Source organism: Rhodococcus sp. PSi06 (genome assembly GCF_054960675.1).
In genome coordinates this window covers 169,333-195,664 of record NZ_JBHNYO010000003.1, presented here as the reverse complement: position 1 = coordinate 195,664, position 26,332 = coordinate 169,333, and the positions used below count along the sequence as shown (strand labels likewise).

Sequence of the window (26,332 nt, the reverse complement as noted above, 5' to 3'; positions counted from 1 at the left end):
CACTCGTTCGGCTCACCGTATGCGCGGGTTGTTTCCGCGGAGTTTCGGACGTATCGCCGGAGCACCGAATATCGGTAACAGAAAGTCACTAGAGTTCGGTGAAGACCCATCGAGCGGTGGACCTGCCGGCGAGGACGAGGTGAGCGAAGACAATGGATCTCGGCACTGTCGACAACATTCTGCTTCCCCGCTCCCGCGCGGACCTGCCTCCGGGGCGTCCGGACACCGCTGTCCTCGCCGGTGGCTCCTGGTTGTTCTCGGAGAAGCAGGATCATCTGAGAACTCTCGTCGACATCACTGCTTTGGGCTGGGAGCCGTTGACGATCACCGAGTACGGTCTCGAGATCGCCGCCACGTGCACGATCGAGGCGTTGGCGAGATTCGAATCGCCCTGGCCCGCTGTGGCATTGTTCCCACGTTGCGCCGCTGCGTTGCTGGCGTCGTTCAAGATCTGGAAGACCGCCACGGTCGGCGGCAACATCGCACTGGCCCTGCCTGCCGGGGCCATGATCTCGCTCACCGCAGCACTGGACGGCGTCGGACGTGTGTGGTCGGCAGACGGCCCCGAACACGACTACGACATCGCGATCGACGAGCTGATCACCGGCCCACAGGTCACTGCACTTCGTCCGGGAGATGTGCTGCGCAGCATCGCGATTCCGCGGCACGCACTCGAGGCGAGAACGGCCGTGCGCACGCTCTCTCTGTCCCCACTCGGCCGGTCGGCTGCCGTCGTGATCGGACGGGTCGACGCCGGCGGCGAGTTCGTTCTGACGGTCAGCGCGTCGACCGTCCGGCCGTTCGTACTTCGCTTCTCGGCTCTGCCGACGATCGCCGAGCTCGACGAGGCTCTCACCGACGCGATCGGCCCCGACCAGTGGTACGACGACCCCCACGGTGCGCCGGATTGGCGTCGACACATCAGTTCTACTGCAGCGCAGCAGATTCGCGAGGAGTTGTCATGAACGTCGACATCAACGGTGTACCGACCGACGTCGAGCCGCGACCGGGTCAGTGCCTACGCACCATGCTGCGTGAACACGAACATTTCGAGGTCAAGAAGGGGTGTGACGCGGGCGATTGCGGAGCCTGTTCGGTGCTGGTCGACGGTGAGCCGGTGCATTCGTGCATTTTCCCCGCCTACCGGGCCGAGAACCGATCCGTGACCACCGTTACCGGCCTCGGCACTGCGGAGGACATGCATCCTGTGCAGAGCCGCTTCGTCGAAGCCGCCGGCTTCCAGTGCGGGTTCTGCACGGCCGGAATGGTCGTCACCGCATCGACCCTGACCGAGAACGACATGGACGAACTTCCCGAGCGGCTCAAGGGAAATCTGTGTCGCTGCACCGGGTACCGGGCGATCGCCGACGCAGTAAGCGGTGTGGTCAACACCGAGAAAACCGTCGACGGCCCGGCGTGCGGACGATCCCTCGCTGCACCGGCCAGCGCCCGAATCGTCACCGGAACCGAGCCCTACACCCTCGATCACTCACCACAGGGACTGCTGCACGCCGCAGTGCTCGGCAGCCCGCATGCGCACGCTCGCATCGTCGCCATCGACGTCACTGCCGCCGAGCGGGTGCCCGGGGTCGTGCTCGTGCTCACCGCGGCAGACAGCCCGACCACCGCATTCTCGACGGCCCGCCACGATCGCCGCGTCGACGATCCCGACGACACCCACGTGCTCGATACCGTCGTGCGCTTCATCGGCCAGCGGGTCGCGATCGTCGTCGCAGATTCGGTCGCTGCCGCGGAGGCCGGATGCCGCGCACTGATCGTCGACTACGACGTGTTGCCCGCGGTGTTCGATCCCGAATCCGCGCTCGATGCAGGTGCACCGAAGATCCACGGCGACAAGGACGCATCGGCCCGGATCGCCGACCCGTCCCGAAACGTGGTGGCAGAGTTGCACGGCAGCACCGGCGACGTCGACGCCGCCGTCCGCGGCGCGGCAGCGGTGGTCACCGGACGGTGGACGACGCAGCGAGTACAACACGTACATCTCGAGACCCACGGCACCGTGGGGTGGCTGGACGAGACCGGAAAGCTCAATCTGCGCACCAGTACTCAGGTTCCGTTTCTTGTTCGTGACGAGATCTGCGAGATTTTCGGCCTTCCGCGCGAGCGCGTGCGCGTGTTCACTGCGCGAGTCGGCGGCGGCTTCGGCGGCAAGCAGGAATTGCTCACCGAGGACGTCGTGGCACTGGCAGTGCTTCGTACGGGTCGGCCCGTGCAATTCGAGTTCACCCGGACCGACGAGTTCACGGTGTCACCGTGTCGTCACCCGTTCAGGGTCGACGTCACCGCTGCCGCGAGCGCCGACGGGACGCTGACCGCGTTGTCGATCGACGTTCTCACCGATGCCGGGGCCTATGGGAATCACAGCGCCGGCGTGATGTTCCACGGGTGCGGCGAATCCGTGGCGATCTACCGATGCAAAAACAAGCGGGTCGACGCGAAGACCGTGTACACGAACAACATTCCGTCCGGCGCATTTCGCGGCTACGGACTGGGACAGGTGATGTTCGCGATCGAATCGGCGATGGACGATCTCGCACGTCAGATCGACATGGATCCGTTCGAGTTTCGCCGACGCAACGTAATCGTGCCCGGCGACGACATCGTCGCCGCCCATCTCGAAGAGGACGACCTGCAGTTCGGCAGCTACGGCCTCGATCAGTGCATCGACCTCGCCGAGGCTGCTCTGCGACGCGGCAACGGTGAGTACGGCCCGGCGGGCTGGAAAGTCGGCGAAGGGATGGCGGTCGCCATGATCGCCACCATTCCGCCACGTGGCCACCGCGCCGAGACATCGGTAGCCTTGTTGCCCGAGGGTCGCTACGAGATACGCGTCGGCACAGCGGAATTCGGCAACGGAACCACCACCGTGCACACTCAGATCGCGGCGACCGAGCTGGGCACCTCGGTCGATCGCATTCGCGTCTTTCAGTCGGACACCGATTCCACCACCTACGACACCGGTGCCTTCGGTTCGGCGGGCACCGTGGTGGCCGGCAAGGCCCTGTACGCGGCAGTGCGCGCGTTGTCGGCGCGGATCATCGACCTCGCGGCAACCGTGACCGGGCAACGGCACTCGGACTGCGTCCTGGGACCCGAAGGTGTGCGGTGCGGCGATCGATTCGTCACCCTCGACCACATCTTGGCGACGGCGGGTGGCTCACTGGTCACCGAGGGCAACAGCGGCGGGCTACCGCGATCTCTGGCGTTCAACGTTCAGGCCTTCCGAGTGGCCGTGGACGAAGAGACCGGCACCGTGCAGATTCTGCAGTCGGTACAGAGCGCGGACGCTGGGACGGTGATGAACCCGCAGCAGTGCCGCGGTCAGGTGGAAGGTGGCGTTGCGCAAGCTGTCGGTAGCGCACTGTACGAGGAGATTCGCACCGACGGTGCCGGTCTGGTCACCACCGATTCGATCCGGAATTATCACGTCCCACAGTTCGCGGACATTCCGCGGACAGAAGTGCTGTTCGCGGACACCTACGACCGGCTGGGGCCGTTCGGTGCGAAGTCGATGAGCGAGTCTCCCTACAACCCCGTCGCACCGGCGCTGGCGAATGCCATCCGCGACGCCATCGGGGCCCGCCTGTACCACCTTCCGATGTCCTCGGATCGCGTGTGGCGGGCCGTCACCGGTCGTAGAACGTCTGCAGAATGATGGTGCTGCGTGTCTGCACGTTGGCGGTGGCTCTGATTTCCTGCAGCAAGCGCTCGAGTGCACGCGGCGATTCGACCCGCACCAGCAGCACGTAGCTCTCCGCTCCGGCGACCGAATGGCACGACTCGATGGCCGAGAGGTGCTTGAGCCTGGCTGGAGCGTCGTCCGGTTGAGCCGGGTCGATGGGAGTGATGGCCACGAACGCCGACAACGGCCGGCCGAGGGCTTCAGGATCCACCTGCGCGGTGTAACCGCGGATCACCCGCCGCGACTCCAGTCGTCGAACCCGGGATTGAACGGCCGAGACGGACAGCGAGGCCTTTTCCGCCAGCGTCGCCAACGTGGCGCGGCCGTCGGACACCAACTCGTCGATGATCAAACGATCGACGCGATCGAGATTTTCACTCACCTGCGCAATCTAGCCCAGTTCCGGACGTAACCAGCATGCAGGACCGATTCTGGCGCAGAATCGGTGTTCGTGCCTCTTTCCGGCCGAGCGGTGCAGGGTCACACGAACAGCGGTGGCAGAGCAAGCACCATGACCGCAGACCAGCTGACGTGCGTGAGTATCGGTGCCAGGATTCCTCCGGAGGCACGCCGCTGAAGACCCATCACGTAGCCGAGCAGCACCGCGGCGAAGCCGAGCATCGGATTGCCCGACGCGAGGGTGGCGATCGCGTAGACGACCGTCGAGATGATCACCGGATGCTTCACGCCGATCGCTGCGTACAACGCTCCGCGAAAGAAGATCTCCTCGGCCACACCGTTGAGCAGCGCGATGAACACGATCAGCACCAGCGATCCCACGCGGGCGTGCGCGAGTACATTCTCGGTGAAATCGGCCAACGGGGGAATCTGCCGCACCACGAGCCCGCCGAGCATGAACACCCCACCCACCGCCAGGCCGATCAAAATGGGTGTGACGATCGGACGCCGGATCGACCCACCGACCACTATGCGCCCCAGATGCAGTGGACCCGAGAGTATTCCACCGATGATCCATACCGCGGCCAACACCAGAGTCAGTGCGTAGAACGACGGATCGCCCGGCTCCACCTTGAGGGAGAAGTAGAGCACCGTTGCACCGATCACCAGCGTGATCAACACGATGATCCGACGCTTGCGGAATGCAGCGTCGGACTCTCGGTGATCGCGCTCCACCGGGTCGACCAGAGCGGATTTCATCACCTTCAGCGCGGTCGTCGACCACGTTGCCATCACGCCTCCTCGGTATCGGTCAGACGACGCACCGCCGATGTCACGCGTCGATTCACACCGGCCGCCACGTCCAGGTTGGTTCGCACCGCGGCCGCCACGGGCTTCGAGGACAGCAGTCGCCGCCCACCGAGCGCCTCGATCAGGCCCCAGGTGCGGTCGGAGGACACCGCGACGCCGCGCCGCCGCACTCCCAGAGCATCGCCGCCGCTCCACGCCGCATCGGTGTTCGCCAACCGAAGCGGATCCTTCAGCGCACACACACCGGGAGGCTCGCCCACCATGCCCCGCACACTACGGGCCATGGCGTCTGCGATGGTGGTCAGACCTCGTGGAGGGTCGGGAACGAGTTCACGTATTCGGCTCTCGGCCGTCGTCATCGTGTTGTGCAACGAACCCACCAGGTCCTCGGCGAGCCCGGCCGGAACCGGAATTATCAGGCCGATCACCTTGCCGGCGAGCGAGGTGGGCACGAACGGCACCGGGATCCCGATTCGTTGCAGACCGGCCGCTTCGACGTAGGCGAACACCAGATCGCGGTACGGCACCGTGTCCGGGCCACCGATGTCGTACGAGCCCGCCGGGACCGTATCGCTGTCCGCAGACGCGACGAGGTAATGCAACACATCGTCGACGGCGATGGGTTGTACCGGTTCGGCGAGCCAGCTCGGCAGCGGCAGTACGGGCAAGCGATCGGCGAGGTAGCGCAACATCTCGTACGACGTCGAACCGGCACCCATGACGATGGCGGCTCGAAGCCAGACCAACTCGACGCCGTCCACCGCCAACGCTTCCCCGACGTCCGCACGAGACGCGAGATGCTCGGAGAGCTGGTCGTCGTCGGGTACGAAGCCACCCAGGTACACGATTCGCCCCACACCGGCCCGGGCTGCCGCTGCAGCGAACTGCTCTGCCGAGAGCCGATCCTGGGCGCGGTAGTCGGACTCACCGATGGCGTGCACCAGGTAGTACGCCACGTCGATGTGATCGATCTCCTCGAACGCGGCAGCACACGAGCGCTCGTCGGTGACGTCGAGGGACACCGCGGTCACGGCGTCGTAGAAGTCGAAGCTTCGCAGGTTGCTCGGAGTGCGAGAACCGACGACGACGTCGACGTCGTCGGCCAGCAGTGCTGCCACCAGCCGAGACCCGATGTATCCGCTGGCACCGGTGACGAGGGCTCTCATGCTACGAGGCTAACGGCACTCGGGGCGTGGTGTCGGTGTGGCATTGTCGCTCCTATGGCTCTGGTGTTGGCAGGTGTGGCGCTCCCCGATCCACTCGGTACCGAAACGGTGCTTCGACGCGGAGTTGCAGTGGCGCGGGTCGGTGTGAGCTGGATGATCACCACGACCGAATTCGCGCTTACCCTGCCCGGTCGAATCGAAGCACTGTTGAACCACATAGAGACATTGATGACACGAATCGATCGAGTGATCGACTCGGCCGACGCGGTCGTGGCCAGCGTGCAGCGGACAACCGGTGCGGCCGACGAGGTCGTCGCATCGGCATCGGTTGCCTCGCACACCGCGCTCGAACTGATCGAACTGTTCGATCCCATAGCCAAGCAGGCCGAGCCCATGGCGCGGAGGTTCGTCGACAACTTGTCCGACGAGGAGGTCGACGCAGCCATTGCCATGGTCGATCAGCTACCCGGCCTCCTCGATCACATGGAGGCTCTGCTCCCCATCCTCGCGACCCTCGACACGGTATCCCCCGAGATTCACGAGTTGCTCGGAGTCACCAAAGATGTGCGACGCGCTGTGATCGGCATTCCCGGGTTCAAGTTCTTCCGAAACCGAGGCGAGGACAAACTCAACGACGACGAGCGCGCCGTCGACTGACCACTACTTCACGAAGGCGAAATCCTCGCCCGCGTGGAACCGGGCCAGGGTCTCCGAAATGGACCGTCGTGATGGCGGATGGAACGCGAAAGCGTGCAGGGCCGCTGCGACATAGCCGATGTCGGGCGACTTGATGAAGCCGATCCCGCCGAGCGATTCGATCGCCGCCGAGCTACTGCGGATCAGCGCGTCGCGTATCGCGATGCGGTTGAACAACAACTTCACCGAGATGTCCTGTCCGCGTTCACCTTCGTCGAAGGCTCGGGCGACGTTCTCGATGGCGGCCATGGACGTCTCGAGTTCTGCAGCCGCCCTGACGTAGCCTTCGTAGTCGCCCTTGTCCTGCTCGATCATCTTCTCGAGCAACGAGGTTGCTGCACCGATGTAGTTGGCGGAGATCAACATTCCGAACCAGAGGTAACCCGTCATCTCGTGCACGCCATCGGGATCGTCGTCCTTGTTGGGCAGGACCAGGCTCGCGGGTACCTCGACGTCCTCGAGCAGAACTTCCTCGCTCTGCGCGCCCGCCAGAATGTCGGTGGTCCAGAACGGCTTCACGCTCATACCCGGCAGGCTGGCCGGGATCAGAGCCACGGCGCGGTCACCGGAGTCGATTTCGACGCTGCAGGTCAGCAGATCCATCGAGCGAGCCAGGCTGCACGGCTTCTTGCTTCCGTTGACGATGTAGTTGTCGCCCTTCTTCACCGCTGTCATCGTCGGAATGAACACACTTCCGCCGGTGACGCCCTCGGAGAATCCGGACGCGACGATCGCCTTCTGCTCGACCAATCCCTTGATCAGCGCACGGTCGTCCTCGGTCGCATCGCGCGCGAACTCGGTCAGGGATGCGAGTGAGAGATGGTGCATCGTGGTTCCCGCGCCGAGCGAGGGCGAACGCGACCCGATCGCCCGCTGTGCCCGGACCGCGTCGATCGCTGGAGCGCCGAGACCGCCCAATTCGGCCGGAACCACCAAACCGGTGCCGCCGAACTCCTTGAACTTGTCGATCGCGTCCGATTCGCGAGACTCGAGTCGGTCCAGCGGAGTGTCGTCCAAATACTGTAGGAGGCCCGGCATGTACTTCTCGAGCGTTTCCCTTTCGCGCACCATCAATCCGGTCACAGTTCATCTCCTCGAATCACTAATCGATTGTGTGTCACTAATTGATTGCCGCATACGCCATTTCTGTACCGTCAATTGATCGGGACAAAGCGGCCTTGGGCTTTATAAGCACAGCGGTGGAGCAGTTGAATTCGCGCTGACGGTCGATGGTACCCCGTGACCTGCACGGATAAACTAAAGGTCTCGTAAAGTTTCTCTCGCAAAAAAGGCATGAATCACTTTTACGGACCCCTTTACCCACCGATGTCCGTCGCAGCACTGTGTTTTACAACATCGAATATTCTTTGGCGAAATACCGATCCGACGACGCAACCCGCTCCGAATAGCCCTTTGAATTCGCGACAAACCACAATCCACTCTGTGAGGAGTTCTGGTCCACGATGGTTGTCAACAGACTGATCAAACGGCTCGGCGGGGACGAACGAGTCGACCTGCTCCGCGCAACGCGGGAAGCAGATGTCGTCCCGTACTTCCGCAAGATGGAGTCCGCCGTGGCACCCGTCGTACGGGTCGAAGGCGTGGACAAGATCATGCTCGGGTCCAACAACTACCTCGGCATCGCCGACCACCCCAAGGTTGTCGAAGGTGCGCAGCATGCGTTGGACACGTTCGGTAGCGCAGTGACCGGTAGCCGATTGCTCAACGGCACTCTGGATCTCCACGTCGAACTCGAGCACGAGATAGCGCAGTGGCACGGGACCGAGGATGCGTTGGTCTTCACCACCGGCTACCAGACGAATCTCGGCACGATCAGCGCGATTGTCGGTCCCGGCGACACGATCATCGTCGACTCGGCAGCTCATGCGTCGATTCGAGACGGCAGCGCATTGTCCGGCGCGACCGTGGTCAAGTTCAAGCACAACGACATGGCCGACCTGGAAGCGAAATTGGAGCTGCCCGTCGTCGACGACGGAGCCGTACTGGTCATCGTCGACGGCCTCTACTCCATGGAGGGTGATCTCGCCCCTCTCGATGCAATATCGGACCTCTGCCTGCGCTATCACGCAGCCCTGATGGTCGACGAAGCACACAGCCTCGGCATTTACGGCCCCGAGCTCACCGGCGCGGCCGAACTGTTCGGGATCAACAACGATGTCGACATCGCTATGGCATCGCTCTCCAAGAGCCCCAGCTCTACCGGTGGTTTCGTCACCGGTTCGAACGATCTCATCGACACGCTTCGCATCAAGGCGCGCGCCTTTCTGTTCACGACGTCCGGCGTGCCCGCCGCCCTGGGGGCCGCCTTGGCTTCGGTCCGCCTGATCCGCAGCGCGGAGGGCAAAGACCGTGCCCGACGGGTCCTCGACAATGCCGAGATTCTCCGCGGTGGATTGCAATCGGCCGGCCTCGATGTTGCAGGACGATCGACCACACCGACGGGCGACACCGCCTCGCCGATCGTGTCACTGCACGTGGGTGAGGATCTCGAGGCATTGGCTCTGTGGAAGTCGTTGTACGACCGGGGGATTTTCACCAGTGCGGCATTGCACCCGGCCGTGCCGAAATCCGGTGCACTGATTCGCCTGTGCGTGATGGCTACGCACACCGAACAGCAGCTCGCGACCGCCACCGAGCAGATCATCGAGGCCGTCGCGGAACTGCCGAAATGAGCGAGCACCACGGGGGCTTGCGGATCGCGGTCACCGGAGCCACCAGTGACTTCGCGGCCGCGATACTGCCGAGGCTGTTCGATGACCCCGAGGTGGACTCGGTCATCGGAATAGCCCGTCGCCCAGCCCGAATCACGCACTCCAAGTTCACCTCGCTTCGCTCGGACATTCGCTCTCCCGACCTCGAGGAGACGTTCGCCGGATGCGACGTCGTGCTGCACTTGGCGTTCGTGGTCGAGGAGCTCAAGGACAAGACCGAAACCCACGACATCAACCTGCGCGGCTCACGCAACGTCATCGACTCTGCCTACCGAGCGGGCGTCACCCGAATGGTGATCGCGTCGAGCATCAACGCCTACGGTGCCGACATCGCTCCGGAGCCGCTCACCGAAGACAGTTATCCCGCAGGCGATCCCAATCGCTATTACTTCTACGACAAGGCCGAGGTGGAGCATTACGCCGAGTGGTGGCTCCGTAGGCACCCCGGTGAGATGACCATCTCCATGTTGCGGTGCACGTACATCGTCGGACCCGATTTCGCCAACGATGGGATCGATCAGTTCACCGGGCCGATCGGAGCGTTCCCCGACGCGGATCGGGCGTCGTATCAATTCCTGTACCAGGACGATATGGCCGACGCATTCCACCGTGCGGCCAAGACCGACCTCGTGGGCCCGTACAACCTGGGTCCGGTGGATTGGGTTGGTGTGCGCGAACTCGCTGCGATGCAGGGGCAGTTGATGTTCGACGTCCCGCAGAAGGCCGCAACACACGTCGCGAACGTGGCCTTCAGGCTGGGGCTCACCCCGTTCTCCGGCCAGTGGGTCACGCCGGGTGAGCCCATCGTCGATTCCTCGGCCCTCGGCCGCGCGACCGGCTGGGCACCGACACTCACCGCACACGAGAGTGCCGCGGTAATGATTCTGTTGCAGGGCAAGCCGTTACTGCGCCGCGGCGACGCCCTCGCACGCGGCAGCGCCTGCGAAGCAGCGTTGCGCCCGGCGTCGGAGGCTGTCGCATTGAGCCGGGCGGAGATCGAAGCCTTGCGGGTGGAACATCGCCAGCTCGAGACCGGCGACGGAAGCGTGCACGTCGAAATTCACAGGGCGGGCGTCGAATCCGAGCAGTCGGTGGTGCTCGTTGCCGACGCCGGTCTGCATGCGCGGTATCTGACTCCGTTGGCCTCGGACATCGCTGCCGGAGGCGTCGACGTCGTGGTCCTCGATCTACCGGGGCACGGTTTGAGTACCGGTCCGCGCGGCCGATCCTCGGCGGCGCAGACCACTGCTGCCGTGGACTCTGCATTGCGATTCGCGCGAACCGAGCTCGACACCGCACCGATCACCCTGCGCGGCGGAACCCGTCATGCAGCGGACACGCTGATAGGCGGGATTCTGAGACGGGCGACCGGCTGGACGACGTTGGAACAACCGACCCGCTCCGATGGGCTTGCGCCGTCGAAGATCCGGGTCGACGGCACCTCCGGCATCCAGTTCGTGTCGAACGCCGCCGGTGCGTTGGCCCTGTGTACGACGACGGTGGGTCTCAGCGCCGCCAGGTGAAGGTTCGAAGGCGTGTCCACCACGACGGTGCTGCCGTGGCAGGTACCGACGCCGAGGGTTCGGCCGACAGTGAGCGATGCTCACGCTCGAGTCGGTCCACCTCGGCGCGGTTCCTTCGCCACGTCTCGAGCCACTCCTCCACATCGACCGGCCCCAGCGGAACGATGGGCGGCGTGGGGAACCGGATCCAGTCGACTATGCGAGCGTTCAACTCGTTCAGAACATCTCGCGCAGAGTCCTCGCGCCGGATGCCGATCAACGTGGACGGCAGCCGTTCGATTTCCTTGCGCAGTTGAAGCGCGGTGGGCAGCAGTGCGTCGGCCGGGAGATTCTCCCGCTTCAAATAGCCGCGTACCCACCACAGCTCGTCCCGAGGATCGCCCGCGGGAATCGGCTTACCGGCCCCTTCGAGCCCCTCGAAGGCACCCTCGTCCTGGGCCTGACGTATCTGCTTGTCCACCCAGGACTCGAACGTGACTCCTGGCTTCTTCCGTTCGGTCACCCCATCGACTGTAGAACCGTCATCGCTGTGTTCGCCACGTTGCGGGGCCGATGCCGGTCACCCGTATTCGGCGACCAGCCGATCGAACTCGTCCCGGTCGATCACCTGTGGCTCGTTGATGGCCAGCGCCTGGGCGTACTTGCTCGCCAGGTGGTAGTCGCGACCGAGCGGCCCGTGTTCGGCATCGTCCTCGTCGGACTGCATGCTCGCACCCGGAGGCACCTCGTTCTGCAAGCCGTTGGTCTTGCTGCCGAGCAGAGCGTCGAGCTTCGCGGATATCTTCTGCATGATCTCTTGGTCGTCCGTCATGGCGACGGGGTACCCGAATCGGGACAAACGACACCGCAGCGCACGGCCACGTACTTCGGGGTTACCTGTCGGTGCCTCGGGGCATGATGGTGGGATGGCCACGCACAGTATCGGCACCGACATCATGGAGAAGCTGTCGCGGCCGACTCGTGAGTGGTTCACCGGCGCATTTCCGGCCCCCACCTCGGCGCAGCTCGGTGCGTGGTCGTCCATCTCCAGTGGGTCGCACACCCTGGTGGTCGCCCCCACCGGCTCGGGCAAAACTCTGTCCGCGTTCCTGTGGGCTCTCGACGAGCTGGCTCAACTGGGTGCGGACAGCACCCGCAAGACCAAGGTCCTCTACATTTCGCCTCTCAAGGCACTCGCAGTGGACGTCGAGCGCAACCTGCGAGCTCCGCTGGTCGGCATCACCCAGACGGCCAAGCGCCTCGGCCTGAACCCGCCCGAGATCTCCGTCGGGGTTCGCTCGGGGGACACCAGCGCGGCCGATCGCCGGACGATGATCAAGACTCCACCGGACATCTTGATCACCACTCCCGAGTCCTTGTTCCTCATGCTCACCTCGGCCGCGCGAGACATCCTGGCCGAGGTCGACACCGTGATCGTCGACGAAGTGCACGCCGTGGCAGGCACCAAACGTGGCGCGCACCTGGCGGTGTCTCTCGAGCGACTCGACGCGATGCTGGACAAGCCGGCGCAGCGGATCGGTTTGTCCGCAACCGTGCGTCCACACGAGGAGGTCGGGCGCTTCCTGGCCGGCGCCGCTCCCATCGAGATCGTCGCACCGCCGGCACCGAAGACGTTCGACCTGACGGTGCAGGTGCCGGTGGAGGACATGACCGAACTCGGCGTCACCGATGCGAACGCCGATACCTCGGCCGCTCCCCCGGCCCAAGGATCGATCTGGCCGCACGTCGAGGAGAAGATGGTCGATCTCATCCTCGAACACAGCTCGTGCATCGTCTTCGCCAACTCGCGCAGGCTCGCCGAACGCCTCACCGCACGGCTCAACGAGGTGTACGCCGAACGTATCGGCGGCGATGTGAACACCGAGCACAAGCCACCGTCCCAGGTCGGTACCGCATCCGACGTCAACCACGGTGCAGATCCTCTGTTGGCACGGGCCCATCACGGCAGCGTCAGCAAGGACCAGCGCGCGCTGATCGAAGACGACCTGAAAACCGGTCGCCTGCGCTGCGTCGTCGCCACCAGCAGTCTCGAACTCGGAATCGACATGGGCGCAGTCGATCTGGTGGTGCAGGTGGAGGCACCGCCCTCGGTGGCCAGTGGCCTGCAACGCGTCGGACGCGCGGGGCACCAGGTCGGTGAAATCTCCAAGGGCGTGCTGTTCCCCAAGCACCGCACCGACCTGATCCACTGCGCGGTCACCGTCGAGCGCATGACGTCGGGCAAGATCGAGGCACTCTTCGTCCCCGCCAATCCGCTCGACGTGCTGGCTCAGCAGACCGTCGCGGCCTGTGCCCTCGAACCCATCGATGCCGAGGACTGGTTCGATTCCGTCCGCCGCACCGGCAGTTTCGCAACGCTGCCCCGTTCGGCCTACGAATCGACCCTGGATCTGCTCTCGGGTCGCTACCCCTCGGACGAATTCGCCGAACTCCGCCCGAGATTGGTGTGGGATCGCGACGCCAACACCCTCACCGGCCGGCCGGGCTCGCAGAGGTTGGCCGTCACCTCCGGCGGCACCATCCCGGACCGCGGATTGTTCACCGTCTACATGGTCGGCGAAAAGCAGTCCAGGGTAGGCGAACTCGACGAGGAGATGGTCTACGAATCGCGGGTAGGCGACGTCTTCGCGCTCGGTGCCACCAGCTGGCGCATCGAGGAGATCACCCACGACCGCGTACTGGTCAGCCCGGCGTACGGCCAACCGGGCAGACTGCCGTTCTGGCACGGCGACGGTCTCGGCCGACCGGCCGAACTGGGCCGCGCGCTCGGCGAGTTCCTTCGGAGCACCACCGATAGAAGCAATCTTGCCGAGCGGTTGAGCACAGACGGACTCGACGCCAACGCAGTGAACAACCTGATCGCTCTGCTGGACGAGCAGTTGGAGGCCACCGGCCAGCTACCCACCGACAAAACGATGATCGTCGAACGCTTCCGCGACGAACTCGGCGACTGGCGGTTGGTACTGCATTCCACGTACGGCCAGCAGGTACACGCGCCGTGGGCACTGGCCGTGGGTGCACGATTGATCGAGCGGTACGGCATCGACGCCGCCGCCACGGCCTCCGACGATGGCATCATCGTCCGGCTACCCGATACCGACGACCAGCCGCCCGGTGCGGAGCTGTTCGTGTTCGAGCGCGACGAGATAGCCGACATCGTCACCGAGCAGGTCGGCGGATCGGCCTTGTTCGCGTCGAGATTTCGCGAATGTGCCGCTCGCGCACTGCTTCTGCCCCGCCGAAACCCCGGCAAGCGCGCACCGCTCTGGCAACAGAGGCAGCGTTCGGCACAGCTGCTCGATGTGGCTCGTAAATACCCCACGTTCCCGATCCTGCTCGAAACCGTGCGCGAGTGCCTGCAGGACGTCTACGATCTGCCCGCCCTCGAAGACATCCTCGCTCGCATCGGCCGACGCCAGATCAGGATCGTCGACGTCGAGACGCCATCACCGTCGCCGTTCGCCAATTCGTTGCTGTTCAACTACGTCGGCGCCTTCATGTACGAGGGCGACAGCCCGCTGGCCGAACGTCGCGCAGCCGCGCTGTCGCTCGATTCCGCGCTGCTCGCCGAATTGCTCGGACGCGTCGAACTCCGAGAGTTGCTCGACGACAGCGTCATCACCACCACCGAGCTCGAGTTGCAAAGGCTGCCCGAGGACCGACACGCCAAGGACATCGAAGGCGTTGCAGATCTGCTTCGGCTGCTCGGCCCGTTGACCGTCGATGAAGTCGGCCTGCGCACCAACGGCGACGAATTCCCCCAGTGGCTCACCGAACTGGCTGACGCGAAGCGGGCGATGGAGGTCTCGTTCGCCGGCAAGAACTGGTGGACGGCCATCGAGGACGCGGCCCGACTCCGCGACGCGCTCGGTGTTCCACTTCCCATCGGTACTCCGGCCGCGTTCATCGAGCCCGTCGAGGACCCGCTGGTGGATTTGATCAGTCGATACGCCCGCACCCACGGTCCGTTCACTCTCGACGATGCAGCGGCGCGCTTCGGCGTCGGTACTGCCGTCGTGCGCGACGTACTGCGCAGATTGTCCGTCGACAAACGCGTCGTCGAGGGTGAATTTCGACCGGGGGCAACGGGAAGCGAGTGGTGCGACGCCGAGGTTCTGCGGCGCCTACGTCGTCGATCGCTCGCGGCGGCGCGGCAGGAGGTCGAGCCCGTCTCGACAGCCACTCTCGGCCGCTTCCTACCGGCCTGGCAGCACGTCGACAGCCGACGCCTGACCGGAATCGACGGCGTGGCCACGGTCATCGAACAGCTTGCGGGCGTTCCGGTTCCGGCCTCGGCTTGGGAATCGCTCGTACTCGCCTCCCGGGTGACCGATTACAGTCCGGCGATGCTCGACGAGTTGACGTCCACCGGCGAAGTGCTGTGGTCGGGACACGGGGCGATCTCGTCCAAGGACGGCTGGGTGAGCCTGCACATGGCCGATACGGCACCACTGACGCTGGTACCGGCAGCCGAATCCGACTTGTCGGAGTTGCAGATTCGCATTCAGGACGCGGTGGCGAACGGCGGCGCGTATTTCTTTCGCCAGCTCTCCGATACCGTCGGCAGCACCGACGACACTGCTCTGCAGGCTGCGCTCTGGGAGTTGGTGTGGGCCGGGCGGCTCAGCAACGATACGTTCGCGCCGCTGCGAGCACTGTTGAACTCGACGACCACCCGCTCTGCTCCGAGTCATCGCTCACCACGTCGCACACCGCGACTACGTTCCTACCGCCAGTTCGAGCGGCCGTCCCTGCCCACCAGAACGGGGCCACCCACGGCCGGTGGTCGGTGGTCGCGTTTGCCCGATCTCGAACCGGACCTCACTATTCGCGCTCATGCCACCGCAGACGTACTTCTCGAACGATACGGCGTCGTCACTCGCGGTTCGGTGATGAACGAGGGGGTACCCGGCGGCTTCGCCACGATGTACAAGGTGCTCACCGGTTTCGAGGATTCCGGACGGTGCCGTCGCGGTTACTTCGTCGATTCCCTCGGTGGTGCTCAGTTCTCCACCTCCGACGTCGTCGACCGGCTCCGCAGCTACGACGAACCGAAGAAGAACGCCACCGCCGTCGTGCTCGCGTCCTGCGATCCGGCCAACCCGTACGGCGGCGCACTGCCCTGGCCGAAGGCCGGTGGCGAAGAGAACGACGACACGACGAAACATCGGCCGGGTCGAAAGGCCGGAGCCCTGGTCGTACTCGTTCGAGGCGAGTTGACGATGTTCGTGGAGCGCGGCGGAAAGTCGGTACTGACCTTCGGAGACAACACCGAGGACATCGCTTCTGCGGCAACAGCGTTGGCAGGTACGGTCAAGCGCGGTGGAGTGGACAAGCTGCTGGTGGAACGGATCAACGGCCACGATATCCACGGAACCGACTTCTCGAAGACACTGACGGAGGCCGGATTCTCGGCGACTCCTCGCGGACTACGCCTCCGGCGCTGAAGCCCCCACACTTTCCAAGAACCAGAGAGGACGCAGATGCCCGAGGGCGATACCGTCTGGCGCGCCGCCAACACCCTGCGGGCGGCGCTCGAAGGCCAGCAGCTCACCACCTGCGACATTCGTGTGCCCCGTTACGCCACAGTCGATTTCACTGGCGAGACGGTCGAATCCGTTGCCTCACGCGGCAAGCATCTGCTGATTCGAATCGGCGGATACTCCATCCATTCCCATCTGAAGATGGAGGGCACCTGGCATGTCTATGCACCCGGCGCGAAGTGGCGCCGCCCGGCGTTCCAGGCGCGAATCATCTTGAACACTGCCCACGCGCAGGCCATCGGTTTCGAACTCGGAGTGCTCGACATCATCGAGAACGAGGACGACGCCGTCGGATACCTCGGACCGGATCTACTCGGGCCCGACTGGGACCCGGACGTCGCCCTGGCAAATCTGGAGTCGGATCCGGCTCGTCCCGTCGGACTCGCTCTGCTCGATCAGCGCAACATCGCCGGGCTCGGCAACGTGTACCGCAACGAGATCTGCTTTCTGCGTGGAGTCGATCCGCGCACGCCGGTCGCCGACGCCGGAAATCTGAAGAAAACGATCGACCTGTCCTATCGGCTGATCATGGCCAACAAGGATCGCAATCAGCGCGTCACCACCGGAGATCGACGACCCGGCCGACACTTCTGGGTGTACGGCCGGGAGAACAAGCCGTGTCGACGGTGCGGAACAACCATCGAGTTCGGCCTCATCGGCGACAACCCACTCGAGGAACGGCAGATCTACTACTGCCCACACTGCCAACGCGGACCCGTCTGACAACGTCCTGTCAGCGAAGACCAAGCCTGCTCACAGATTCACCCATCACCATGGAACTCATGTTGACACTGGCAATACTCACACTGCTGATCATGGCCGTCTCCGGCGCAACGGCGGCACGCGCACCCCGATCGCTGGTCAGAACCCGCTAGACCGCGCGAACAGGCTCCAGGATTTCCTGCCGGGCCTCCGGAGCGACGACGCGCAAGGCGTCCGCCGACTCGTCGTCGGGCTGACGCTGCGATTCGATCTCGGCCTCCACCCGGGCGCGATAGGTGTCGACTTCCCGATCGACCGTGGCCTCGTCCCAGCCCAGAACGGGAGCGATCAATGCCGCTACCTGACCCGCGCAGTTCATTCCGCGATGCGAGTACTCGATGGAAATTCGGGTGCGACGCGACAGCACGTCCTCGAGGTGCAACGCGCCTTCCGCCGCCGCCGCGTAGACCACTTCGACCTGCAGGTAGGACGGTGCGTCGGTGAGTGGTTGCAGCAGTTCGGGTTTCCCGTCCGCCATCGCCAACACCTCGTCGATCAGCGAGCCGTATCGGTCCAGCAGGTGCGTCACTCGATGCGGGTGCAAGTTGTACATCTCGCCCAGATGCGGTGCCTGATTGACCAGGGCGAAGTAACCGTCGGCACCGACGAGGGGCACCTTCTCGGTGATCGAGGACGCCACCCGCACCGGGATGTCCTCGGCCGCCAGGTCGACCGCATCCTCGGCCATCACCCGGTAGGTCGTGTACTTGCCGCCTGCGATGGCGATAAGTCCCGGTGCCACCCGCGCGACCGCATGCTCGCGGGAGAGCTTGGAGGTCTCGTCGCTCTCGCCGGCCAGCAGTGGCCGCAGACCCGCGTACACGCCGTCGATGTCGGCGTGGGTGAGCGGAGTGACGAGTACGCCGTTGACCTCGTTCAGGATGTAGTCGATGTCGGCTTTGGTCGCGGCGGGGTGGGCGAGATCGAGGTTCCAGTCGGTGTCGGTGGTACCGATGATCCAGTGCGCACCCCAAGGAATGATGAACAGCACCGACTTCTCGGTGCGCAGAATGATTGCGGCTTCACTGACGATCCGATCGCGGGGCACCACGATGTGCACGCCTTTGGAGGCACGCACCCGGAAACGCCCGCGCATGTTGGACAGCGATTGGATTTCGTCCGTCCACACTCCTGCGGCGTTGATCACCACGTGTGCGCGCACCTCGGTGGTGGCACCGGTCTCCGAATCGCGCACCCTCACACCGGATACCCGATCTGCCTCCCGCAGGAACCCGACCACCTGGGTGGACGTGCGCACCACCGCGCCGTAATGCGCGGCCGTCCTGGCGACTGTCATGGTGTGTCGGGCATCGTCGACGACGGTGTCGTAGTAGCGAATTCCGCCGATCAGCGACTTTCGCTTGAGGCCGGGAGACATCCGTAATGCACCGGAGCGCGTCAGATGCTTCTGCTGCGGCACCGATTTTGCCCCACCCATTCGGTCGTAGAGAAAGATGCCCGCGGCGATGTACGGGCGCTCCCACATGCGATGAGTGAGCGGGAACAGGAACTTCAACGGCTTGACCAAGTGTGGTGCGAGCGTGGACAACGAGAGTTCCCGTTCGTGCAGCGCCTCGCGCACGAGTCCGAACTCGAGCTGCTCGAGGTAGCGGAGTCCGCCGTGGAACATCTTCGACGAGCGAGAGGACGTGCCCGACGCATAATCACGCGCCTCGACCAGGGCCACCTTCAGACCTCGCGTCGCCGCATCGAGGGCAGCGCCGGAGCCGACGACGCCCCCGCCGACGACCACCACGTCGAACTGCTCCGATCCGAGCTGGTCCCACGCCTCCACCCGTTGGGTGGGTCCGAGGAACTTAGTATTCGATCGGTTGCTCACTGGACGCTCCCTGTTGGTCGAGAAACCCCGCACGTTGCCTGCTCGTCAGGTTACCGCCCCGGGTCCGCTACGCGCAGAACCTGCCGACGACGCTCTGCGAGGTCAGCGCACTCGCATGGACGCGTGTGCCGTGCCCAGTCTGCGCACGGCGTCCGCCAGCTCCGTAGGGGTCGATCCTGCGAAACTCAATCGAAGCGAGCGTCGATACTGCTCGGCCGCGGCGAAGGCGGCTCCTGGCACGAAGGCGACACCGCAGCGTAGCGACTCCTCCAGCAACTCCGTCGTGTCGGTCCCGTCCTCGAACGTGGCCCAGGCGAACATTCCACCCGCCGGGCTCGACACCGTGAGCGCAGTGGAGAACTCGCCGGCGAGGGCATCGGTCAATGCCGTTGCTCGACAGGAGTACTCGCGACGCAGAATCGACAAATGCGTGTCCAACCACGCCGTGTCGCCGAGCATGTTCGCCGCCATCAGCTGCGTCATCGAGGAACCGCACAGATCGGCACCTTGCTTGAGAAGCTCGACGGCCGCACACACGGCGGGCGGGGCCACGAACCAACCCACCCGCAGCGTCGGAGCCAGGATCTTCGACGCGCTCGACAGCCTGATGACTCGATCGGACCAGCAGGCGATCGGCGAGGGTGGTGCGCCTGTTCCGCCCGCGGAACCAGTTGTCTCGAACCAGATTTCACCGTACGGATCGTCCTCGATCACCCAGAATCCGTATCGATCCGCCAGCTCCGCGAGATGACGGCGACGCTGTTCACTCATCGTGACGCCGCGAGGATTGTGGAAGTTGGCAACCGTGTGCACCACGGTGGGACGCAGTCCCGTCGTCAACCGTCGTTCGAGTTCGGCGGCGTCCATCCCGTCGGCGTCGATCGCGATCGCCTCGATCCGCGCTTCGGCAATCGAAAAAACCTGCAGCGCACCGGTATACGCCGGCTCGTCGACGACGACAACGGAACCCGGGTCGATCAGCGCCTGCGCGAGCAGCGTCAGCGCCTGCTGCGATCCATGCGTGACGACGATGGTGTCCGTCGGAACCGCCACTCCCCCGCGCACGGCGCTTTCTCTGGCCGCGATCACGCGGCGCAACGCGCGATGACCGGCGGTCTCGCAGTATTGGACGGCATCGGTGCTGCGCAGCACCGTCTCGGCGGCGGCCGCGATGCGGTCGACAGGGATCAGATCGGAGGCCGGCAGACCGCCCGCCAGGCTGATGACGTCGTCACGAGCGGTGAGGGCGAGCAGGTCACGGATGGCCGAGCTGGAGAGCGACGCGGTGCGTCGGGCCAAGCCGGCGGGAAGGCAGATGTCGGACATCGAAGAGACTCCAGGGCAGCAGGAACGGGGGAACGGCCCGCGGATCCGCTGAGTCGAGGAGAGAGCGGACGGGTGTGTCCGCTCCCTCGACTGTCTCACGTGCTACCGAATCATGAAATTTAATTCTCACATAGTGAGATCAGTCCAGATCGTCGTGCGCCATCAGCTGACGCGCAGCCTCGATGACCGATCCGGACAACGACGGGTACACCGAAAACGTGTTCGCCAGGTCGTTCACCGACAAGTTGTTCTGTACCGCCATGGCGATCGGAAGAATCAGCTCCGACGCACTCGGTGCGACCACGACACCACCGATGACGACGCCGGTGGCCGGGCGGCAGAATATCTTGACGAATCCGCGCTTGAGCCCGCTCATCTTCGCGCGCGGATTGGTGGTGAGCGGAAGCATCACCACGCGCGCCGGCACGTCACCGGCGTCGATTTTCGATTGCGCCACGCCGACCGACGCAATCTCGGGCCGCGTGAACACCGCGGAGGCCACGGTCTTGAGCTTGATCGGGCTGACGGCCTGACCCAGCGCGTGATACATCGCGATGCGTCCCTGCATCGCCGCCACCGACGCCAGCGGGAGCAGTCCGGTGCAGTCACCGGCCGCGTAGATACCGGCGACCGGAGTGCGCGACACCCGATCCACCCGCAGGTAGCCGCCCTTGTCGAGTTCGATGCCCACCTTCTCGAGCCCGAGACCGGAGGTATTGGGAACCGATCCGACGGTCATCAGCGCATGGCTGCCCTCGACCGTGCGGCCGTCGGACAGCGTGACGAGAACGCCGTTGTCGGTGCGGACGACCGAATCCGCACGTGCGTGCTTGACGAGGGTGACGCCGCGCTCGTTGAACGCGTCCTCGAGGACCAGAGCGGCATCCTCGTCCTCGTGTGGGAGGACGCGATCGCGGCTCGAGACCGCGGTGACCTTCACGCCCATCTCGGTGTAGGCCGAGACGAACTCGGCACCGGTCACACCCGATCCGACGACTACCAGGTGCTCGGGCAAGGCCTCGAGGTCGTAGAGCTGACGCCAGTTGAGTATGCGTTCGCCGTCGGGCTCTGCTCCCTGGACGACGCGGGGACGGGCTCCGGTGGCGATGAGAACGACGTCGGCGTCGAGGATCCGCTCTTCACCGTCGGCCAGCACTGCCTTGATCTGGTGCGACGCCATTCCGACGTGGCTGTCGATCATCTCGGCACGGCCGGCCAGAATGTCGACGCCGACCGACGTGACGCGGTGGGCGATATCCGCCGACTGTGCCTGCGCGAGACTTCTGACTCGGTCGTGAATTTTCGGAAGCGCGACGGCGGCCTGCGATGGATCGAGCGAAATGCCCAGGTCGCTGGCACGACGCATCTCGGTGCGAATGCCCGTCGACGCGATGAACGTCTTCGACGGCACGCAGTCCCACAGGACGCAGGCACCGCCGATACCGTCCGAATCGACGAGCGTCACCTGCCCGCCGTGCTGGGCTGCTACCAATGCTGCTTCGTACCCTGCCGGACCACCACCGATGATCACAATCCGGGTCATTGATCCTCTTCTCGAGTGCTCGAAATTTCCTCGCCTTGTCTCCTCAACGGTATTGCAGAGGCTGCCCCGGCGCGTCGGTAGGGCACGCTTCGGTCACCCGGCACGGGAGCGGACCTGCGACGACTCACCGAAACGGGACCACGACGCGTCAACCGGCACCGATACGGTTTAGGCTGGCCGACGTGCCAATTTATGCCGCCTACGGATCGAACATGCATCCGGAGCAGATGTTGCAGCGATGCCCACACTCGCCTCTGTCGGGAACCGGGTGGCTGCACGGCTGGCGGTTGACCTTCGGCGGCGGTGACATCGGCTGGGAAGGCGCACTGGCCACGATCGTCGAGGATCCCGACTCGCAGGTATTCGTCGTGCTCTACGACGTATCCGACGAGGACGAGGAGAGCCTGGATCGCTGGGAGGGTTCCGAACTCGGCATTCACCGCAAGATCCGACTTCGCATCGAGACCGGCCGTGAGCCGGTGCTGGCGTGGATGTACGTGCTCGACGCCTACGAGGGTGGCCTACCGTCGGCCCGGTATCTCGGAGTGATGGCCGAAGCAGCCGAAATCGCGGGTGCCCCAGCCGAATACGTTCGAGACCTACGAACTCGCAACAGCCGCAACGTCGGTCCCGGCACCGCCTCGTAGCTCGGCGAACGGCTCAGAAGTAGTTCTTCATCACCGACGCCACCCAGGAGGGCTCGGTTATGTCCGCGCGCTCGGGAACCATCGACTGCAGAAACGGTTTGACGTCGAGAACAGGTGAGCGTCGATCGCGTCGAGACCTCGAACTCGGATGCGCAATCCGTCGACGTCGACGATCTCGCACCGCGACACTCCGAGATGGTTGGGCCGGTCCTTGACGCGTTGAGCCAGGACTCCCACCCGGGGAAGCGTCGTGTCTCCGCGAGGGTGACGCGAACCGGTGGTCGTCGCGGCCGGATCACAGCGATGGAAGCCGTAGACGACCTCGAGGTGAGAGAACTCGGCGAGGCCGAGAGTCGCGTCGACGTCGAGCACGGTCCGGTCGAGCTCGATGACGGACTCGACGGACCCCCAGTTGTCGTCCACCACCTCGGCGCGGTCGGATCGAACGATTCCGATCGGCGACACTGCGAACGTCATCTCGTGCCCTTCTCCTAGTTCGGATCCAGTGCGATTCCGGTCATCACCTTCACGCCCACAGCCAGTGCTCGCTCGTCGAGGTCGAACGTGGGCTGGTGGATGTCGAGCTGAGGGCCGGTACCGGGCCAGACGCCCAGCCGAGCCATCGCCCCCGGCACCTTTTCCAGGTACCAGGAGAAATCCTCGCCGCCACCGGACTGCGCGGTATCCGCCAGAGCCGTTGCCCCGACGCGGGCGATCGCCTTCTCGAAGGTGTGCGTGGACGAGGGGTCGTTGACCACCGGTGGAACACCGCGTCGGTAGTGCAGCTCGAATTGCACCCCGGTCGGTGCGAGCAATCCGGTGACGATGTCGCGGACCAGTGGTTCGAGCAGCGCCCAGGTCTCGTGGTCGCCGGTGCGAACCGTGCCGGTCAGCATGCCGGTCTGCGGAATGGCGTTGGGGGCCTGGCCCGCGACCACCGCTCCCCACACCATGACGGTGCTGGTCCGCGGATCGATGCGCCTGCTCAGCATTCCGGGCAGGCCGGTGATGACTGTGCCCAGCGCGTACACGAGATCAGTCGTCAGGTGCGGCCGAGATGTGTGACCGCCCGGTGAATCCAGACGCAGCTCGACGGTGTCGGCGGCGGAGGTGATGGCTCCCACACGGACACCGACCTGGCCTACCTCGAGCCGTGGATCGCAATGCAACGCGAAGATCTTGGTGACGCCGTCGAGCGCTCCCGCGGCCACCGCGTCCAACGCACCACCCGGCATGACCTCCTCGGCGGGCTGAAATATCAAGCGCACCCCGTACTGCAGGTCCGGCAATGACGCCAGCGCAAGACCGGTCGCGAGCAACACCGTGGTGTGCGCATCGTGACCACAGGCGTGCGAGACCCCGGGCACAGTCGACGAATACACCGCGCCGGTGTTCTCCTGCAGCGGCAGCGCGTCCATGTCTGCCCGCAGTGCGACTCGAGGCCCGACGGGACCGATGTCACAGATCAACCCCGTTCCGCCGGGGAGCGGCTTGGGTGACAGGCCCGCTGCTTCCAGTTGCGCCGTCACGAACGCAGTAGTGCCGAATTCGCGACGAGCGAGCTCCGGGTTGGCGTGGATGTGCCGTCGCCACAGGGACAGATCTGCGGTGTGCGCCTGGATCCAGCGGTCGATCTCGGCCTCACGAGGGTTCACAGTTGCCCAGCCGATCGGGCATCGACGCCGTCGAGCAGGCGGGCCCGAGTATGGGGATCGGCTGCCGCCCGCGCGGCAGTTCTGGCCAGCCCGAGGGCACCGTCGTACAGTGCTCGATCGGCGGACGCGGTGACGCACGCAGCGGCGAACTCCGGCTGATGCGTCACCGCGCCGCCTGCATCGAGTCCGACGACGGGATGGATACCGGGTAGAACATTCGTCACGTTTCCCATGTCTGTGCTGCCCAACGGGCGAAATCCTTCCAAATCCGGAGCCAACGGCGATCGGCCCAACGCTTCGATCTCCTGACGAAAAGCCGCGACCAGCCACGAATCCGGCGTCAACGCCGCGTATGTCGGAGACACCGTACGAATCTCGTGAGTACACCCGGTCGCAAGTGCCCCGGCCTCGAAACACGCGAACGTCTTCGCCGTCAGCGACTCGAGCGACTCGGTGGTGTTCGCCCGCAGGTAGTAGAGCAACTCGGCATGGCCGGGAACGATGTTCGGTGCCACCCCGCCATCGCTGACGATGCCGTGGAACTGCTGACCCGGTGCCAGATGCTGACGCAGCAGACCGAGCGCGACCTGGCTGATGGTGACCGCATCGCCGGCGTTGATTCCCCATTCGGGAGCAGCCGACGCGTGCGCGGCTCGGCCGGTGAACTTCACGGCCACGTCGGCCAGGGCCAGCGAGGTCGCGCCCACGATGTCGAACGGACCGGGGTGCACCATCAGCGCTGCGCCGACGCCGTCGAACACACCACTCTCGAGCATCAGCACCTTGCCGCCACCGGTCTCCTCGGCCGGGGTGCCGAGCACTCGGACGGTGATGCCCAGCGCATCGGCCACCGGAGCCAGCGCCAGTGCCGCGCCCACTGCGGACGCCGCAATGATGTTGTGCCCGCACGCATGACCGATCTCGGGCAGGGCGTCGTATTCGGCGCAGATTCCGATCACCAGATCGCCGCTGCCGAACGACGCAGTGAATGCGGTGTCCAGCTCTGCCACGGCTGTCTCGACCTCGAAATCGTGAGCTCGCAGCGTGTCGAGAATTTTGGCGACGCTGCGATGTTCCTCGAAAGCCAGCTCCGGTTCCGCGTGAATCGAATGCGAGAGCGCGACCACTTCGTCCGTCGCGGCGGCGAGGGCGCGGTCCATCGCCTCGCCCACCACAGCGCTGTTCGATTCGTCGATCACGACAGACAGTGTGTCACTAGCGCGGCCGACAGTCGGATCGGCTGTACCGAGTTGCCGAATGTGACGGGGCTTCTACTTTCCGAAGCTGAAGTTGCTGTCGTCGGTCGCGGTGTTCAGTGCGGCCAGCAGATCCACGTGAATGCGGCTCTTGATTCCCGCCACGTTCGCGCCGCGGGTGCTGGTCAGTGCTGCGGCCTTGGCGACCGCGTCCGAGACCACCGAGTCCTCCGTTGCCGTCGACTCGACGATTCCAGCCGCGACGGCGTCGGCACCGCCGTAGCGACGTCCGGTCGTCATGGCATCGACGGCGGTCTGCTTGGGCAACCTCGAATTGATCAGGGCCGACATGCCGACGGTGAACGGCATGTTCAAGTTGACCTCGGGCAAGCAGTAGAACCCACGGTCTTCGCGTTGAATGCGGAAGTCGTGCGAGGTGGCCAACATCGCGCCCGCCCCGAATGCGTGCCCCTGCACCGCAGCGACGGTGGCCATCGGGAACGCCAGGAGCCGGCTGTAGAGCGTGTGGACACGATCGAGGTACCAGGTGATCTTGTCGAGATTGCCGAAGAGCCAATCGGTGTCGAGACCGTTGCTGTAGAACTTGCCGGCCGAGGTGGTGACCAGAGCGGCCGGGCCGGTCGACGCCTCGACCTCGTCGAGCAATGCGTGGACGGCGTCGATCCAGTCAGGGTGGAAACGGTTCTCCGGATTGCTCGCGCCGTCCTGGGCACCGAGGAACAGGATGTGGACGTCGCCGTCGCGTTCGAGATAAGGCATGCAGCGGATAC

Annotated in this window: 21 protein-coding genes; 8 read left to right on the top strand and 13 right to left on the bottom strand. The window is 64.8% G+C overall.

What is annotated here, in order from left to right; genetic code table 11:
* Positions 1 to 152 precede the first annotated feature (152 nt).
* Together ACFI9K_RS05620 and ACFI9K_RS05615 are read left to right on the top strand one after the other, a co-directional pair.
* Positions 153 to 965, top strand: a complete 813-nt coding sequence (locus ACFI9K_RS05620; protein WP_462662600.1) for an FAD binding domain-containing protein — start codon at positions 153 to 155, stop codon at positions 963 to 965.
* Positions 962 to 3,676: a molybdopterin-dependent oxidoreductase gene (locus ACFI9K_RS05615; RefSeq protein ID WP_462662599.1), complete on the top strand. Its 2,715-nt coding sequence runs from the start codon at positions 962 to 964 to the stop codon at positions 3,674 to 3,676. Before ACFI9K_RS05620 ends, ACFI9K_RS05615 begins: the two co-directional genes overlap by 4 nt.
* Here ACFI9K_RS05615 and ACFI9K_RS05610 read toward each other — a convergent pair.
* From ACFI9K_RS05610 to ACFI9K_RS05600, 3 genes are all read right to left on the bottom strand, one after another.
* The gene (locus tag ACFI9K_RS05610) at positions 3,648 to 4,085 is read right to left on the bottom strand and encodes an Lrp/AsnC family transcriptional regulator (protein ID WP_222092951.1); all 438 of its coding nucleotides are present in this window, start codon (positions 4,083 to 4,085) and stop codon (positions 3,648 to 3,650) included. The genes ACFI9K_RS05615 and ACFI9K_RS05610 overlap by 29 nt on opposite strands.
* 98 nt (positions 4,086 to 4,183) lie before the next feature.
* On the bottom strand, positions 4,184 to 4,894 hold the full coding sequence (locus ACFI9K_RS05605) for a lysostaphin resistance A-like protein (RefSeq protein ID WP_462662598.1): 711 nt from the start codon (positions 4,892 to 4,894) through the stop codon (positions 4,184 to 4,186).
* Positions 4,894 to 6,078: an NAD(P)H-binding protein gene (locus tag ACFI9K_RS05600; RefSeq protein ID WP_462662597.1), complete on the bottom strand. Its 1,185-nt coding sequence runs from the start codon at positions 6,076 to 6,078 to the stop codon at positions 4,894 to 4,896. The genes ACFI9K_RS05605 and ACFI9K_RS05600 overlap by 1 nt, the downstream gene beginning before the upstream one ends.
* Before the next feature lie 54 nt (positions 6,079 to 6,132).
* Here ACFI9K_RS05600 and ACFI9K_RS05595 point away from each other — a divergent pair, with 54 nt between their 5' ends.
* Positions 6,133 to 6,735 carry a ribulose 1,5-bisphosphate carboxylase large subunit gene (locus tag ACFI9K_RS05595; protein WP_462662596.1) on the top strand — a complete coding sequence of 201 codons (603 nt, stop codon included), beginning with the start codon at positions 6,133 to 6,135 and terminating at the stop codon, positions 6,733 to 6,735.
* A 3-nt stretch (positions 6,736 to 6,738) separates the two neighbouring features.
* Here the strand turns inward: ACFI9K_RS05595 and ACFI9K_RS05590 are convergent, their stop codons facing one another.
* A complete protein-coding gene (locus tag ACFI9K_RS05590; protein ID WP_462662595.1) occupies positions 6,739 to 7,857 on the bottom strand; it encodes an acyl-CoA dehydrogenase family protein in 1,119 nt (372 codons plus the stop codon).
* Between the two features lie 380 nt (positions 7,858 to 8,237).
* Here ACFI9K_RS05590 and ACFI9K_RS05585 point away from each other — a divergent pair, with 380 nt between their 5' ends.
* On the top strand, positions 8,238 to 9,467 hold the full coding sequence (locus tag ACFI9K_RS05585; RefSeq protein WP_462662594.1) for an aminotransferase class I/II-fold pyridoxal phosphate-dependent enzyme: 1,230 nt from the start codon (positions 8,238 to 8,240) through the stop codon (positions 9,465 to 9,467).
* Positions 9,464 to 11,029 carry an NAD-dependent epimerase/dehydratase family protein gene (locus ACFI9K_RS05580; protein WP_462662593.1) on the top strand — a complete coding sequence of 522 codons (1,566 nt, stop codon included), beginning with the start codon at positions 9,464 to 9,466 and terminating at the stop codon, positions 11,027 to 11,029. Before ACFI9K_RS05585 ends, ACFI9K_RS05580 begins: the two co-directional genes overlap by 4 nt.
* On the opposite strand, the gene ACFI9K_RS05575 is transcribed toward ACFI9K_RS05580, so the two are convergent.
* Positions 11,013 to 11,531, bottom strand: a complete 519-nt coding sequence (locus ACFI9K_RS05575) for a DnaJ family domain-containing protein (RefSeq protein ID WP_462662592.1) — start codon at positions 11,529 to 11,531, stop codon at positions 11,013 to 11,015. The genes ACFI9K_RS05580 and ACFI9K_RS05575 overlap by 17 nt on opposite strands.
* A 57-nt stretch (positions 11,532 to 11,588) precedes the next feature.
* Positions 11,589 to 11,840, bottom strand: a complete 252-nt coding sequence (locus tag ACFI9K_RS05570) for a modification methylase HgiDII (RefSeq protein WP_462662591.1) — start codon at positions 11,838 to 11,840, stop codon at positions 11,589 to 11,591.
* Positions 11,841 to 11,934: 94 nt separating this feature from the next.
* Between ACFI9K_RS05570 and ACFI9K_RS05565 the strand changes: the two genes are divergently transcribed.
* Together ACFI9K_RS05565 and ACFI9K_RS05560 are read left to right on the top strand one after the other, a co-directional pair.
* Positions 11,935 to 16,476: an ATP-dependent helicase gene (locus tag ACFI9K_RS05565; RefSeq protein ID WP_462662590.1), complete on the top strand. Its 4,542-nt coding sequence runs from the start codon at positions 11,935 to 11,937 to the stop codon at positions 16,474 to 16,476.
* 36 nt (positions 16,477 to 16,512) lie between these two features.
* On the top strand, positions 16,513 to 17,295 hold the full coding sequence (locus ACFI9K_RS05560; RefSeq protein ID WP_462662589.1) for a DNA-formamidopyrimidine glycosylase family protein: 783 nt from the start codon (positions 16,513 to 16,515) through the stop codon (positions 17,293 to 17,295).
* A gap of 148 nt (positions 17,296 to 17,443) precedes the next feature.
* Here the strand turns inward: ACFI9K_RS05560 and glpD are convergent, their stop codons facing one another.
* The 3 genes from glpD to ACFI9K_RS05545 form a co-directional block, all read right to left on the bottom strand.
* Positions 17,444 to 19,174, bottom strand: a complete 1,731-nt coding sequence (gene glpD / locus ACFI9K_RS05555) for a glycerol-3-phosphate dehydrogenase (protein ID WP_462662588.1) — start codon at positions 19,172 to 19,174, stop codon at positions 17,444 to 17,446.
* Between the two features lie 102 nt (positions 19,175 to 19,276).
* A complete protein-coding gene (locus ACFI9K_RS05550; protein ID WP_462662587.1) occupies positions 19,277 to 20,500 on the bottom strand; it encodes an aminotransferase-like domain-containing protein in 1,224 nt (407 codons plus the stop codon).
* A 139-nt stretch (positions 20,501 to 20,639) separates the two neighbouring features.
* Positions 20,640 to 22,043 carry an NAD(P)H-quinone dehydrogenase gene (locus ACFI9K_RS05545; RefSeq protein ID WP_222092939.1) on the bottom strand — a complete coding sequence of 468 codons (1,404 nt, stop codon included), beginning with the start codon at positions 22,041 to 22,043 and terminating at the stop codon, positions 20,640 to 20,642.
* Between the two features lie 182 nt (positions 22,044 to 22,225).
* Between ACFI9K_RS05545 and ACFI9K_RS05540 the strand changes: the two genes are divergently transcribed.
* Positions 22,226 to 22,690 (top strand): gamma-glutamylcyclotransferase, encoded by a 465-nt coding sequence (locus ACFI9K_RS05540; protein ID WP_032404793.1) that lies wholly within the window; start codon positions 22,226 to 22,228, stop codon positions 22,688 to 22,690.
* 57 nt (positions 22,691 to 22,747) lie between these two features.
* Here the strand turns inward: ACFI9K_RS05540 and ACFI9K_RS05535 are convergent, their stop codons facing one another.
* The 4 genes from ACFI9K_RS05535 to ACFI9K_RS05520 form a co-directional block, all read right to left on the bottom strand.
* Positions 22,748 to 23,167, bottom strand: coding sequence for a TrmO family methyltransferase domain-containing protein (locus ACFI9K_RS05535; protein ID WP_462662586.1), 420 nt, complete (start codon positions 23,165 to 23,167; stop codon positions 22,748 to 22,750).
* A gap of 14 nt (positions 23,168 to 23,181) precedes the next feature.
* Complete coding sequence (locus ACFI9K_RS05530) at positions 23,182 to 24,345, bottom strand: M20 family metallopeptidase (protein WP_462662585.1); 1,164 nt, start codon at positions 24,343 to 24,345, stop codon at positions 23,182 to 23,184.
* Complete coding sequence (locus tag ACFI9K_RS05525) at positions 24,342 to 25,505, bottom strand: M20 family metallopeptidase (protein ID WP_462662742.1); 1,164 nt, start codon at positions 25,503 to 25,505, stop codon at positions 24,342 to 24,344. The genes ACFI9K_RS05530 and ACFI9K_RS05525 overlap by 4 nt, the downstream gene beginning before the upstream one ends.
* Positions 25,506 to 25,616: 111 nt before the next feature.
* Positions 25,617 to 26,321, bottom strand: coding sequence for an enoyl-CoA hydratase-related protein (locus ACFI9K_RS05520; protein WP_462662584.1), 705 nt, complete (start codon positions 26,319 to 26,321; stop codon positions 25,617 to 25,619).
* Between the last annotated feature and the right edge of the window lie 11 nt (positions 26,322 to 26,332).